Origin of the sequence: Exiguobacterium sp. SH31, assembly GCF_001816105.1 — a bacterium.
Taxonomy (GTDB): Bacteria; Bacillota; Bacilli; order Exiguobacteriales; family Exiguobacteriaceae; genus Exiguobacterium; species Exiguobacterium aurantiacum_A.
Genome location: NZ_LYTG01000028.1, coordinates 1 through 13,716, shown reverse-complemented (window position 1 = coordinate 13,716; position 13,716 = coordinate 1). Strand labels below are relative to the sequence as shown.

Genomic DNA, 13,716 nt, shown 5'->3' with positions numbered 1-13,716 from the left:
TATGATAGAAGAGTAAACACGATGGTGATTGCGATTTTTTTTACGCGTGAAATGAATCACTATTCATTCTCATTGAGGGGGGAACAATATGACGAGTCACATCGAACAATCAGCCGACCTCCGTTTGACGAGCAATATCCGTTTTGCGGTCGTCATCGGTTCAGGAGTAATGGGGGCGGGGATTGCGGCCCATTTGGCGAACGCGGGGGTTCGTTCGCTCATGCTCGACATCGTACCACGTGAATTGACGGCGCAAGAAGAAGCGAAAGGACTCACGCTCGAATCACCGGAAGTACGGAATCGGATCGCGTCCGAGAACCGTCACAAGTTGTTGAAACAAACTCCGGCGCCGCTCGCGACGGCGGAACACTTGAACTTCATCGAGGTCGGGAACTTAGAAGATGATCTCGAACGATTGAAAGAAGCCGACTGGGTCATCGAAGTCATCGTCGAACGGCTCGACGTGAAACAGCAACTGTTCGACAAAATCGCACCTTACATCCGCGAAGACGCGATACTCAGCTCGAACACGTCTGGGATCTCGATCGAAGCGATGGCGAGCGCCTTGCCGGAAGGTTTGAAGTCACGCTTCCTCGGGACGCACTTCTTCAACCCGCCGCGCTACTTGAAGCTGCTCGAACTCATCCCGACGGAGAAGACGGCGCGCCCGGTCATCGATTTCATGGCCCGCTTTGCTGAGGACCGTCTCGGTAAAGGCGTCGTCGAGGCGAAAGACACGCCAAACTTCATCGGTAACCGCATCGGCACGTACGGCCTGCTCGTCACGTTCGAGGAGATGTTGAAACAGAACGCGACGATCGGCGAGATGGACTCGATCACAGGACCGCTCATCGGCCGTCCGAAATCAGCGACATTCCGTACGCTCGACGTCGTCGGTATCGACACGTTCGTCCACGTCGCCGGGAACGTCTATGAGGCGCTCGAAGCGGGCGAGGAGAAAGATACGTTCGATGTCCCTGCTGAAATGAAGACGCTCGTCGAAAAAGGTTGGATCGGACAAAAGTCTGGTCAAGGGTTCTATAAGAAAGACGGGAAAGTCATCCAGGAACTCAACTTGAGCACGTTTGAGTACGAACAATTGAAAGCGATTACAGGACCTGAGCTCGACCAAATCAAGTCGCTCCCAGGCTCGAAAGCGAAACTGAAAGGCGCGATCTTGAACAAGGGACGCGTCGGACAGTTGCTCTGGCCGGTGACGGCGAAGACGCTCGTCTACTCGGCACGACTCACAGGTGAGATCAGTGACTCGATCGTCGCCATCGATGACGCGATGAAGTGGGGATTCGGTTGGAAGTTCGGACCGTTCGAGACATGGGACGCACTCGGTGTCGAAAAATCGGTCGCACGCATGAAAGCGGAAGGATATGCCGTCCCGGCGTGGATCGATGAGATGCTCGCTGCCGGACACACTTCCTTCTATAAAGGGGACCAGTATTACGATCAAGCGTCTGGGACGTACGTCGAGAAGACCGTCAACCCGAAAGAATTGAAACTTGCACCGCTCGCCAAGTCGAACGGGATCATCCTCGAGAACGGCGGGGCTCGCCTCATCGATATCGGTGACGACGTCGTCGCCCTCGAGTTCACGTCACCGAACAACGCGATCGGGGTCGACATCATGCAGATGATCGAGCAATCGATCGACCTCGTCGAGCAAGACTTCAAAGGACTCGTCCTCGCCAACGATGGTAAAAACTTCTGCGTCGGCGCCAACCTCGCGATGATGCTCATGGAAGCGGAAGACGAGAACTGGTATGAGCTCGACTGGATCATCAACAAGTTCCAACAAGTCGTTCAAAAAATCCGTTACGCAGGTCGCCCGGTCGTCGTCGCACCTTACGGCATGACACTCGGAGGCGGCACGGAGATCAGTTTGCCGGCAGCAAGTATGCAAGCAGCGCTCGAGACATACATGGGACTCGTCGAAGTCGGTGTCGGTCTCATCCCTGGCGGCGGCGGCAACGTCAACACGTACCGTCGTCTACTTGAACAGACGCCGAAATCGATGCAAAACATCGAGAAGGCGGCACAGCAGACGTTCGAGAACATCGCGATGGCGAAAGTATCGAAGTCGGCGTATGACGCGAAAGCGCTCGGCTATCATCGTCCGGTCGACGGCATCTCGATGAACCGTGACCACTTGACGTTCGACGCGAAACAAACCGTCCTTGGACTTACAGACGGATACGTCGCGCCGATGCGCGAGAAGTTGCCGGTCGTCGGTCGAACCGGGAAAGCGACGCTCGAACTCGCAGCGTACGAGATGTTCTACGGTGGTTATATTTCAGAGCACGACTTGAAGATCGCCAAAAAACTTGCTCACGTCATCAGCGGCGGCGATTTGGCATACGGCACGATGGTCGACGAGCAATACTTCCTCGACATCGAGCGTGAGGCGTTCTTGAGCCTCATCGGAGAACCGAAATCGCAGCAACGGATGCAACATATGCTCGTCAAAGGCAAACCACTTCGGAACTGACAAAAGGGGGACTTAACAGATGAGAGAAGCAGTCATCGTGGCCGGTGCACGAACACCGGTCGGAAAAGCAAAACGCGGGTCGTTCCGAAACGTTCGTTCGGACGAGCTCGCAGGTCACGCCATCAAAGCGACGCTCGAGCGGTCGGGTTATAACGGACCAATCGACGACGTCATCATGGGATGCGCTATGCCGGAAGCGGAGCAAGGGATGAACATCGCCCGTTATGCGGCCGTACGCGGCGGACTATCACACGAAGTACCCGCCGTCACGATCAACCGTTACTGCTCGTCAGGCCTTCAAGCGATCGCGGACGCGGCAGCGAAGATCATGATCGGTCAAGCGACGGCAATCATTGCCGGCGGAATGGAATCGATGAGTCTCGTCCCAATGGGTGGACACGTCATCCGTCCGAACCCGACGATCATGGAGACGGCGCCTGAATACTACATGAGCATGGGCCACACGGCTGAACGCGTAGCGGCTGAGTACAACATCTCGCGCGAAGACCAAGACTTGTTCGCCATCGACAGCCATCAAAAAGCGGCGGCAGCGATCGCAGGCGGCAAGTTCGAAGAAGAGATCGTACCGGTGACGGTCATCGAGCACGTCCTCGGTGAAGACGGGAAAGTCGCGGAACGTGAATTCGTCGTCAAGCACGACGAAGGCGTCCGGGCCAACTCGACGGTCGAAGCACTCGGCAAATTGCGTCCAGCTTTCAAAATCAAAGGGTCGGTCACAGCCGGTAACGCGTCACAAGTATCAGACGGCGCTGCAGCCGTACTCGTCATGGAGCGGGAAGAGGCGGAACGCCAAGGCTTGAAGCCGATGGCGAAGTTCCTCTCGTTCGCAGTCGGCGGGGTCCGCCCGGAAGTGATGGGGATCGGACCGGTCGTCGCCATCCCGAAAGCGTTAGAGATGGCTGGCGTGAAGCTTGAAGAAGTCGGATTGTTCGAGTTGAACGAGGCGTTCGCGAGCCAATCACTCGGCGTCATCCGTGAACTCGGCATCGACCCGTCCAAAGTGAACGTCAACGGCGGCGCGATCGCCCTCGGCCATCCACTCGGTTGTACGGGCGCGAAACTTGCGGTATCGATTCTGCATGAAATGAAACGACGCAATGAGAAATATGGGGTTGTCACGATGTGCATCGGTGGCGGAATGGGCGCTGCTGGCGTCTTCGAATTACTATAAGGGGGAAATGACTATGGAACGTACAGAACACGAATTGATTAAAGGCGGTAGCTTTGTCATTGACGCACTCGACGCGGATCGTCTCTTCACACCGGAAGACTTTTCAGACGAGCATAAGATGATCGGGGACACGACGTCGAGTTTCGTCGACGACCGTGTCATGCCGGTACTTGGACGCATCGAAAAACATGAGTTCGATCTCTCGGTCGAACTGTTGAAAGAAGCGGGCGAGCTCGGTTTGCTCGGTGCCGATGTACCTGAAGAGTACGGCGGTTATCAGCTCGACAAGATCTCGTCATCAATCATCACGGAACGGTTCGCCAAAGCCCGTTCGTTCGCCCTCAGTTACGGCGCTCACGTCGGAATCGGGACGCTTCCAATCGTCTTCTTTGGGACGGAAGAGCAAAAGCATAAGTACTTGCCGAAGCTCGCAACGGGCGAATGGATCGCAGCGTACGCGCTCACAGAGCCAGGCTCAGGGTCGGACGCGCTCGGCGCGAAGTCGACAGCTGTCTTGAACGAGGCTGGAACGCACTACGTCTTGAACGGTGAGAAACAATGGATCACGAACGCAGGCTTCGCTAACGTGTTCGTCGTCTACGCGAAAATTGACGGCGACAAGTTCAGCGCCTTCATCGTCGAACGCGACTACAACGGCGTCTCGACAGGTGCTGAAGAGCAGAAGATGGGCATTAAAGGATCGTCGACGCGGACGCTCATTTTACAAGACGTCGAAGTCCCGGTCGATAACCTGTTAGGTGAAGTCGGTAAAGGGCACGTCATCGCCTTCAACATCTTGAACGTCGGTCGTTACAAACTCGCGGTCGGAGCGGTCGGTTCATCAAAACGTGCATTCGATCTCTCGGTCCAATACGCGAACGAGCGCAAGCAGTTCAAGACGCCGATCAGCCAGTTCCCGCTCATCCAAGAAAAATTAGCGACGATGGCGGCGAACATTTACGCGATGGAGAGCTCGGTCTACCGCACAGGCGGCTTGTTCCAAGACAGCCTCGATGCGCTTGGTGACGAGAACATGCGCGACGGCTCGAAAGTCGCCCAATCGATCGCGGAGTATGCGATCGAATGCTCGCTCAACAAAGTGTTTGCGTCTGAGACGTTCGACTACGTCGTCGACGAAGCCGTTCAAATTCACGGCGGCTACGGCTTCATGACCGAGTACGAGGTCGAAAACTTGTACCGTGACTCACGGATCAACCGGATCTTCGAAGGAACGAACGAGATCAACCGCTTGATCGTCCCGAGCACGCTCCTCAAGAAAGCGATGAAAGGCGACTTGCCGCTCCTCGCCGAAGCACAGAAGCTCCAAAAAGAGCTCATGAGCTACATGCCGCAAGAGCTCGACGGTTCACCGCTCGCGCGCGAGAAGATGCTTCTATCGAACATGAAGAAGATCAACTTGATGATCGCCGGGACAGCCGTCCAGAAATATCAGCAGAACCTCCAAAACGAGCAAGAAATCCTCGCCAAGATCGCCGACATCATCAGCGCCATCTATGCGCTCGAAGCGGCGATTGCGCGGACGGATAAAGCGATTGCGCGGACTGGTATCGATAAGAACCAACAAAAAGTACGTTACACGGAAATCTTCGCCGAGCAAGTGTTCAAGCAAGTCGAGCTCATGGCGAAAGAAGTGTTGTACGCGGCAGCGTCCGGCGACGAGCAACGGATGTTGCTCTCGGCGATGAAGAAGTTCAGCCGCTATCAGCCAATCAACGTCATCGGTACGAAGCGCGAAGTCGCAGCGAGTCTCATCAAAGCGAACAAGTTCATCGTTTGACACTCCCACGGCTAAAGCCGCAAGCTCACCCCTTCGGTATGAGTGGGATTCTGAAGTGCTTGTGCGAACGCAGTCCATTTCTGTTTTGTTCAAGCCTTCAGATGAGGGTGTGCCATCACCCCTCCTGAGACAGACCGTATAGGTTCTCAGGCTGGTCGACTGTTACCATCGACCACAGGTGCGTATCGGATATTCATCGCACCGACTAGATCTCTGTGTTTTTTGAATCCACACGGACAGGAATATGTTCGGTCTTTCGCTTTAATTTTTGCTCCACAAGAAGGGCATGTCTGGGAGGTGTAGGCCGGATTGACAGATTCGACCTTGATGCCTTCGAGCTTTGCCTTGTACGTGATGAATAGTGCCAAGCGATAGAACGACCAGGTGTGCAGGTTCTTGTTGTGTTTACGGCTTGTTCTTGCCGTCTGTCGGATGTTCGCCAATCTTTCGAGGCGGATGACAGAAATCTTGTTCTCTTTCGCGAAGTCGACGATCTCACGGCTCACCTTGTGATCTTTGTCTTTCATCCAGCGCTGTTCTTTGTTGTTCAGCTTCTTGATCGCATCCAGTTTCTTCTGTTGACCGAGCTCTTTCCGTTTCGCACGAAACTTGCGCTTCATATACTTGTTCTCACGCCCGTTCCCGAAGAACCGCGCCTTGTCACGATCTGTCGATGCGACGGCGGGGACTTTCAGGCCGAGGTCGACCCCGAGCACGTTGGTGCCCCCCTTCTCCGTCGTGGGGATCGTGACGGCGATCTGGGCGATCCACTTGTTCGACTTCTTGATGATGCGGAGCGTCCCGAGCTTGTTGGCGAGGAGCGTGGCGTTCCGGTTGTCCGGGTCGACCATCTCGGCGCGGATCGCCGTCTTCTTGACGTTGCCGTCGATCATGATTGGAAGAGAGATCGACTCGAAGTCGAACGAGTAGTTTTGGTTGTTCCAGGTGCAGTACGGCTTCTTGAGGACAGGGACGACCTGGAAGCCCTTCTTCTTCGCCTTTTTGAACATGCTCTTCGCATCCTGGATGGCCTGATTCTTGACGGCGCTCGGCAGATCGGAACTCACGTTTTTGCTCGTCAGCTTTAAGTTTTCTCGAGCCTGCACCATGTCCGAGACGAGCTGGTTCGTCGTGCCGATGTAGGTGCGCATCATCCGCTCTAAGATCGATTGTTGCTCTTTTGTCGGATGAAGTTTGATGTTCACCGTCAATGTCTGCGACACGGTGTCACCTCCTTGTCTTTTGTTCCTCGACATAACGCTTGATGGTCTCGCTGGAAACATTTCCGGCCGTCGAGACGAAGAAGGATCTCGTCCAAAGGCTTGTGAGATGTGTGAGATGGGGAAATTCCTCTCGTAGTCGCTTCGACGAGACGCCTTTGATGCGCGCCATGATGTCAGACGGGCTGAGGGATGGCAACGCCGACAAGAATAGATGTGTGTGGTCCCGATCACACGCGATGGAGATGAGTCGAATGTCGAGCTCTTCGCAGACATCACGGACGATCTCTTTGAATCGTTGCTCGAACGTATCGTCATCAAATAGTTTTCGGCGATACCTCGGGCAGAACACGAAATGATAATGGATCATCGATACGGTGGTTTTGGTTCTTCTGTAGTTGTTCATACGTCCATTGTATCATTAGATTTATTAGAGTGATACATTTTATCGGGATAAGATGCTGCTTGTTGATTTCTGAAGTTCCGACTAACGGGACTCCGAAATCAAGCTCACGTTCATCCCACCACTAAAGGAGTGGGCTTTCTCGTTCGCAAATTCTGTAATAAAAATTTCTCGAACAGGGAGGGGTGGCCGGACGCGGTCAGCCCTTTCTTTTTCGTTTGATCAGAACGTACAATGAGGAAAAGGAGGAATGTTTATGAGACGAGATCAACTGTTGGAACGAATGGAACGAATCGGGCGTTTGGTCGCGAAACAAGAAGGGGCGCTGATGCTGCTCGCCCTCGGTTCGATTGGCCTCGAGACCGAGCGGCTCGACGACTACTCCGACCTCGATTTCTTTTTGATCGTCGAGGACGGACGAAAAACCCGCTTCATCGACAACTTGGACTGGCTCGAGGTTGAACCGATCGCTTACCAATTCCAAAACACGAAAGACGGCCACAAGATCATGTACGCGGACGGTATTTACGGGGAGTTCGCCGTGTTCGAACTGTTCGAGATGCCACACATTGCCTACACTCCGGGACGGATCGTCTGGAAGCGGGAGGAAGCGCTCGAATCGTTCGCGACGCCTAAGCTCGTCACGGACGTCCGAGACGCAGCGTATTGCTACGAAGAGGCGCTGACGAACCTGTACGTCGGTCTGCTCCGTGAACGACGCGGAGAGAAGCTCGCCGGCTTCGAACTCATCCAAGTCGCGGCCGTCAACAACGTGTTGAAAGCACATGGAGAGACGGGCGACCCGTTCAATCCGACGCGCCGGGTCGAGATACGGCACCCGGAGCTCGTCGCCGGGCTCAGCGAATGGCTTCCAGGTTACGGCAAGTCGGTCGAAGCGGCCGCGGCGATGCTGAGCTATATCGAAGCGCGTCACCCGGTCAACGCGACGCTGAAGCGAGAAATCGCACGCTTGCTCGAAGCGTGATTTGCGGGAATGGAGTATGCTACAGTAAAACAAGAGGTGATAAATATGGTGACACTATATGGCTATCCGCCATGCAGTACGTGTAAGAAGGCAGAGAAATGGTTGAAGGAGAACGACGTCGCGTATACATACGTTCATATCGTCGAGGCGACACCGTCAAAAGATGAACTCGCGTCGATCTGGCAACAGTCAGGGCTGCCGCTCAAAAAGTTTTTCAATACGAGCGGGCAAGTGTACCGCAACGAAGGCATTAAAGATAAGCTCCCGAATTTGTCAGAAGACGAACAAATCGAGCTTTTAGTCAGCAATGGTATGCTTTTAAAGCGTCCAATCGTCACGGACGGTCAAAAATCGACGGTCGGTTTTTCAGAAAAGTCATTTACAGACGTTTGGGGCTAAGTGCTATAATACACATGTGAGTCTAATTTATTTGAGGGGGAAGTCATGATGAGCAAAGTACCTGCAAATCTACGTTATTCAAAAGAACACGAATGGGTTGAAGTGAACGGAAGCGTTGCCCGCATCGGGATCACGGATTTCGCACAAAGCGAACTAGGGGACATCGTGTTTGTGGAACTTCCTGAAGTCGGCGGCACGATTTTGCTCGACGAGCCGTTCGGTTCGGTCGAATCGGTCAAGACGGTGTCTGAATTGTACGCACCGATCTCTGGGAAAATCACGGCGGTGAATGAATCACTCGCGGACTCGCCGGAACTTGTCAACGAAGCACCGTTCGAAGGCGCATGGATGATCGAAGTCGAGTTGAACGATTCAACGGACGTCGACAAACTCATGTCGGCAGAAGAATATGAAACGATGATTCAAGGCTAACAAAAATCCCGGTTTCTCTCTATGAGAAGCCGGGATTTTTTGATTTAGTCGAAGTCGAGGCGGTAATGTTCAGGCTGGATGAGTGATGTCCGGTTGAACAGCCGATAGAAGACAATCCCGAGCGTCACCGGAATGAGGCCGAACAAGACGATGACGAGCATGACGTTCCAGAGCGCGAATCCGCCTGGCATCAAGTGCAGGGCGTTGACAGGTCCAATCAGTCCAGAGACACCGAATCCGGCACTGATCGGTGTTCCTTCGATACGAAGGATACCGGCGAGCGCCCCGAGAATGGCCGCGTTCGCGAGCACAGGGAGCATCATGATCGGACGACGGACGAAGTTCGCCATTTGAATTTTCGGTGAGCCGAGGAAGTGAGCGAGCGACGTCCCGGTCGCGTTCATCTGCCACCCGGCGATAGCGAGACCAAAACCGGCTGCGACGACGCCGAGGTTAGCGGCCCCGGCGGCAACACCGGACAGACTGATCGCCGTCGCGATCCCGACCGTCGAGATCGGGGAGACGATGATGAGCGAGAACGCCATCGCGATCAACATGCCCATCACGATCGGTTGGAGTTCAGTCATCGTCATGATGACTGTGCCGATGTACGTCGTGATCTGTGAGATGTACGTGAGTAAGAACATGCCGATTCCGCCGGCGATGACGATGACCGTCATTGGTAAGACCAGGACGGTGTACGTCTTTAAGCGTGGCGATAGCTGCATGACCATATATGTCGCGAGGGCGGCGGTCACACCGGCCGTGATGACATCGCCGATTCCGGCCATGAGGAACGCGCCTTCCTCGATACGGATAGCGCCGCTCCCGACCTGGGTCGCGATACCGATCGTCCCGGCCTCGAGTGCCGAGCGTCCGAATTGCATCGCGACGGTGACACCGATGATGACCGGGAGTAGGCGCATCGCGATCGTCGTCGCGTCTAAGATGAACTGCAAAGACGGAAAATACGGTAAGATGGCTTTCGTTAATTCACCGAGCAATGCGCTCGGGATGAGGGCGATTAAAATAGCGAGACTGAGTCCGTTCAATACGTTCATCAAAAATTGTTTGCCTGTCAGTTTCGTTTGTTCCGTCATAAGTCGATTCACCTGTCCTTTTCTACGTATACGCTGTTATGTACGAAAGCGTTAAAGTTAATGACCATACTATGCCTCTTTTCGTGAAGCGTCAACAGGAAATGTTGAACGATTCAGAAAATTCGTGGGGTGAGCACAACTTTTGAACAGATCGGCTCACATTCATATACTTATAAAAGAGGTGAGAACAATGATTACAGACGGATTGTTATATATATACGCCCCGATGTGTGGAACATGCGCTGTGGCCGAGCGGATGCTCGCCGTCGTCGAAGCGGTCGACCCGACACTCGCGATTGACAAGCAGGACGCCAACTTTATCCCGCAAGAGTTAGAAGCGTATCAAGTCATGAGCGTCCCGGCGCTGTTAAAGCTTAAAGACGGCCAAGTCGAAGACCGATTATATGCGTTCCAAAACGTGCAGCACGTCCTATCTTTCGTTAAATGAGATAGGATGATTAGAATAATCAGAAAATTTTAAATAATCAGTTGACACAGAAAGTTCACGAATGGTATATTCATTACAACATCTTACTTGAACACAATATAGGACGAGATTCTCCAGCCATCAAGACGTTTTAGAACAGCCGGTGCATCACTTTACGCGACTTTTAGGTGGACCTTCCCTTCGATTGTCCCCCAAAAAAATCAAGCGCAGGGACACCTACCGCGTAACCGCATGGTACGTTCTAAGGCCGAGTGATGGATGGCTTGAATCCCCCATATAAGGATGAACACTCTGATCGGGCAAAAGAGTTTCATCTATGGGTTGTCCTTCCGTGACTCAAGGTGCTACGTTCTGTGTCATCCTCGGATGGCACCTTTTTTTGATTTTTCGCACAAAATAGTTTGACATGAAAATAATGTGTCGCTATTATAAAGCTAATCGAATAAACAACACTCTTATCAAGAGAGGCTGAGGGACTGGCCCTATGACGCCCAGCAACCGCGGAGCAATCCGAAATGGTGCTAATTCCAGCAAGGTGAGAACCTTGGAAGATGAGAGCAATCGTTGTCCGTACCGATAAAGTACGCACGTTTGCTCAAACGTGTGTACTTTTTTTGTTGTCAGGAGGGAAAGGTATTGATTCAATTACGTAATGTGGCCAAATGGTTCGACACGAAGAACGGTCGAGTCCAGGCGGTCGATGATGTGTCGCTCACAATCGAGAGCGGCGAAATTTTTGGAATAATCGGATATTCAGGGGCGGGGAAGTCGACGCTCATCCGTCTGCTCAACCGACTCGAGTCACCGTCAAGCGGTGAGATCGTCGTCGCAGGGAGCGAGCTGACGAAGCTCACTCCGAAAGAACTGCGCGGGGTGCGCAAAAACGTCTCGATGGTATTCCAACACTTCAACTTGTTATGGTCGCGCACTGTCGCTGAGAACATCAGCTTCCCGCTCGAACTGATCGGGGTACCGGCCAGTGAACGTAAACGCCGCGTCCAAGAGCTCGTCGATCTCGTCGGTCTCGCCGGACGTGAAGACAGCTATCCGTCGCAACTATCGGGCGGTCAAAAGCAGCGAGTCGGGATTGCCCGCGCGCTCGCTACAAATCCAGACGTGCTCCTCTGCGATGAAGCGACGAGCGCACTCGACCCGAAGACGACCGATTCGATTCTCGAGCTGCTCGTCAGCATCAATAAGAAGCTCGGACTGACGATCGTCCTCATCACCCATGAGATGCACGTCATCCAAAAAATCTGTCATCGCGTCGCCGTCATGGAGGCAGGGAAAGTCGTCGAGACCGGCCAAGTCGCGGACGTGTTCCAACATCCGGAACAGCCGATCACGAAAGAGTTCGTCAAACAGATCGGTGCCGTCGACGACATGTCGCTCACGTTCGAGCATTTGAAAGCACGTTATCCGAGTGGCCAAATCGTCAAACTTAAGTTCTTGAACGAGACGGCCGAACAGCCGATTTTATCGGAAGTGTTGAAACAGCACGACATCGGCTTCAACATCATCGGCGGTAACGTGACGCAGTCCCAAGTCGGCGCGCTCGGAACGCTATTCATCCAATTGATCGGAGAGCCGGCTGAAGTCGAGCGGGCCATCGCCTCAATCCGATCGCAGGCAGTGGAAGTGGAGGTAGAAAGCGATGTTTCCTAATGTAGATTGGCAAGTCATGCTCGAACAGACGTGGGAGACGCTCTATATGACGCTCGTCGCAGGAGCCGCGACATTCGTCATCGGTCTCGCCCTCGGCATGCTCTTATATGTCACGAACGAACCGCTCATGATGAAGAATCGTCCGATTTACACGATCATCAGCGCGGTCGTCAACGTGTTCCGCTCGATCCCGTTCATTATTTTAATCATCTTGCTCATTCCGTTCACGCTCCTTCTCGTCGGAACGATGCTCGGCTCGACGGCGGCGCTCCCGGCGCTCATCATCGGTGCGGCCCCGTTTTATGCACGTATGGTCGAGCTCGCACTCCGCGAAGTCGATCGCGGTGTCATCGAGGCGGCCGAGTCGATGGGCGCGACGAAATGGCAGATCGTCTATAAAGTGTTGTTCCCGGAGGCACTCCCGGCCATCGTGTCAGGCATCACGGTGACGATCGTCGCCATCGTCGGTTACACGGCCATGGCCGGAGTCGTCGGGGGTGGTGGTCTCGGGAACTTGGCGTTCCTCGAAGGGTTCCAGCGTTCACAAAGCGACGTCACGTTCGTCGCGACCGTATTGATCTTAGTCATCGTCTTCGTCGTTCAGTTCATCGGCGATCGACTCGTCTCAAAAATCGATAAGCGATCAGCTTAATCAAATACAACCATATGGAGGGTTTTATAATGAAATCATGGAAAACAGTACTCGGATTGACAGCAGCATCAGCACTCACAATTCTCGCGGCATGTGGCGGAGGGGACTCAGAATCAGGCTCGGGCGACGATAAAACGCTCATCATCGGCGCGTCGAACGTACCACACGCCGAGATTTTAGAGCACGTCCAAGACGAATATGAAGAAAAAGGCTACACGCTTGAAATCAAGAAGTTCCAAGACTACGTGCTCCCGAACAAGACGCTCGCAGCTGGCGAACTCGACGCGAACTACTTCCAACACGAGCCGTACCTCGAGTCACAAATGGCTGAGAACAAAGACTATAAATTCGCTTCAGCCGGCGGCGTCCACATCGAGCCGATCGGTGTCTACTCACAAGACTACAAATCACTCGATGAGCTTCCAGACGGCGCTGAAATCATCATGAGCTCGTCGGTCGCTGACCACGGACGAATCTTGACGATGCTTCAAACAGAAGGCTTGCTCACGCTCGCTGACGGCAAGACGACAGACGCGACAGTCGCTGACATCGTCGACAACCCGAAAAACTTGGAGTTCAAGACGGACGTCGAAGCGGCACTTCTCCCACAAGCGTTCAACAACGGTGAAGGCGATGCCGTCCTCATCAACACGAACTACGCGATCGATGCCGGACTCAACCCGCTCGAAGACGCAATCGCTCTTGAAGGCGAAGATTCACCGTACGTCAACTTGATCGTCACGCGTGAAGGCGACGAAGACGATGAGCGCGTCAAGGCACTCCTTGAAGTATTGACATCAGAAGAGACACAACAGTGGATCTTGGATGAGTACAAAGGTGCGGTCGTACCGGTTAAATAATGATTGATTTTAGGCTTGGGACATCCCGGGCCTTTTTTGTTTGCAGTGGTTTTGCTTCAATA

13 protein-coding genes and 1 riboswitch are annotated in these 13,716 nt (G+C 53.6%); of the genes, 10 read left to right on the top strand and 3 right to left on the bottom strand.

What is annotated here, in order from left to right; all coding sequences use genetic code 11:
- Window positions 1-88 precede the first annotated feature (88 nt).
- Genes A6395_RS03790 through A6395_RS03780 form a run of 3 tightly spaced genes read left to right on the top strand, consistent with a single transcriptional unit; the run spans window position 89 to window position 5,490 of the window.
- Window positions 89-2,500 (top strand): 3-hydroxyacyl-CoA dehydrogenase/enoyl-CoA hydratase family protein, encoded by a 2,412-nt coding sequence (locus A6395_RS03790; protein ID WP_071397930.1) that lies wholly within the window; start codon window positions 89-91, stop codon window positions 2,498-2,500.
- A 19-nt stretch (window positions 2,501-2,519) separates the two neighbouring features.
- Window positions 2,520-3,692 (top strand): acetyl-CoA C-acetyltransferase, encoded by a 1,173-nt coding sequence (locus A6395_RS03785; RefSeq protein WP_071397929.1) that lies wholly within the window; start codon window positions 2,520-2,522, stop codon window positions 3,690-3,692.
- 13 nt (window positions 3,693-3,705) lie between these two features.
- Window positions 3,706-5,490, top strand: a complete 1,785-nt coding sequence (locus A6395_RS03780) for an acyl-CoA dehydrogenase family protein (protein WP_071397928.1) — start codon at window positions 3,706-3,708, stop codon at window positions 5,488-5,490.
- 146 nt (window positions 5,491-5,636) lie between these two features.
- Here the strand turns inward: A6395_RS03780 and A6395_RS03775 are convergent, their stop codons facing one another.
- Together A6395_RS03775 and tnpA are read right to left on the bottom strand one after the other, a co-directional pair.
- Window positions 5,637-6,713 carry an RNA-guided endonuclease InsQ/TnpB family protein gene (locus tag A6395_RS03775; protein WP_071397927.1) on the bottom strand — a complete coding sequence of 359 codons (1,077 nt, stop codon included), beginning with the start codon at window positions 6,711-6,713 and terminating at the stop codon, window positions 5,637-5,639.
- 4 nt (window positions 6,714-6,717) lie between these two features.
- Complete coding sequence (gene tnpA / locus A6395_RS15665) at window positions 6,718-7,116, bottom strand: IS200/IS605 family transposase (RefSeq protein WP_084812923.1); 399 nt, start codon at window positions 7,114-7,116, stop codon at window positions 6,718-6,720.
- Between the two features lie 253 nt (window positions 7,117-7,369).
- Here tnpA and A6395_RS03770 point away from each other — a divergent pair, with 253 nt between their 5' ends.
- The 3 genes from A6395_RS03770 to gcvH are packed head-to-tail and all read left to right on the top strand — an operon-like array spanning window position 7,370 to window position 8,929.
- Window positions 7,370-8,098, top strand: a complete 729-nt coding sequence (locus A6395_RS03770; protein ID WP_252100505.1) for a hypothetical protein — start codon at window positions 7,370-7,372, stop codon at window positions 8,096-8,098.
- 45 nt (window positions 8,099-8,143) lie between these two features.
- Complete coding sequence (locus A6395_RS03765; protein WP_070328735.1) at window positions 8,144-8,497, top strand: arsenate reductase family protein; 354 nt, start codon at window positions 8,144-8,146, stop codon at window positions 8,495-8,497.
- Between the two features lie 48 nt (window positions 8,498-8,545).
- The gene (gcvH, locus tag A6395_RS03760) at window positions 8,546-8,929 is read left to right on the top strand and encodes a glycine cleavage system protein GcvH (RefSeq protein ID WP_071397925.1); all 384 of its coding nucleotides are present in this window, start codon (window positions 8,546-8,548) and stop codon (window positions 8,927-8,929) included.
- A gap of 44 nt (window positions 8,930-8,973) precedes the next feature.
- Here gcvH and A6395_RS03755 read toward each other — a convergent pair whose 3' ends face one another.
- Entirely contained in the window at window positions 8,974-10,029 is a 1,056-nt protein-coding gene (locus A6395_RS03755) for a PTS sugar transporter subunit IIC (RefSeq protein ID WP_071397924.1), read from the bottom strand.
- 190 nt (window positions 10,030-10,219) lie between these two features.
- Here A6395_RS03755 and A6395_RS03750 point away from each other — a divergent pair, with 190 nt between their 5' ends.
- From A6395_RS03750 to A6395_RS03735, 4 genes are all read left to right on the top strand, one after another.
- The gene (locus A6395_RS03750) at window positions 10,220-10,477 is read left to right on the top strand and encodes a thioredoxin family protein (RefSeq protein ID WP_131441425.1); all 258 of its coding nucleotides are present in this window, start codon (window positions 10,220-10,222) and stop codon (window positions 10,475-10,477) included.
- A gap of 452 nt (window positions 10,478-10,929) precedes the next feature.
- Window positions 10,930-11,035, top strand: a riboswitch (SAM riboswitch).
- Between the two features lie 78 nt (window positions 11,036-11,113).
- Entirely contained in the window at window positions 11,114-12,142 is a 1,029-nt protein-coding gene (locus tag A6395_RS03745) for a methionine ABC transporter ATP-binding protein (protein ID WP_071397923.1), read from the top strand.
- Window positions 12,132-12,794: a methionine ABC transporter permease gene (locus tag A6395_RS03740; RefSeq protein WP_071397922.1), complete on the top strand. Its 663-nt coding sequence runs from the start codon at window positions 12,132-12,134 to the stop codon at window positions 12,792-12,794. The genes A6395_RS03745 and A6395_RS03740 overlap by 11 nt, the downstream gene beginning before the upstream one ends.
- A gap of 29 nt (window positions 12,795-12,823) precedes the next feature.
- Window positions 12,824-13,654, top strand: coding sequence for a MetQ/NlpA family ABC transporter substrate-binding protein (locus A6395_RS03735; RefSeq protein WP_070328740.1), 831 nt, complete (start codon window positions 12,824-12,826; stop codon window positions 13,652-13,654).
- Window positions 13,655-13,716: the final 62 nt, after the last annotated feature.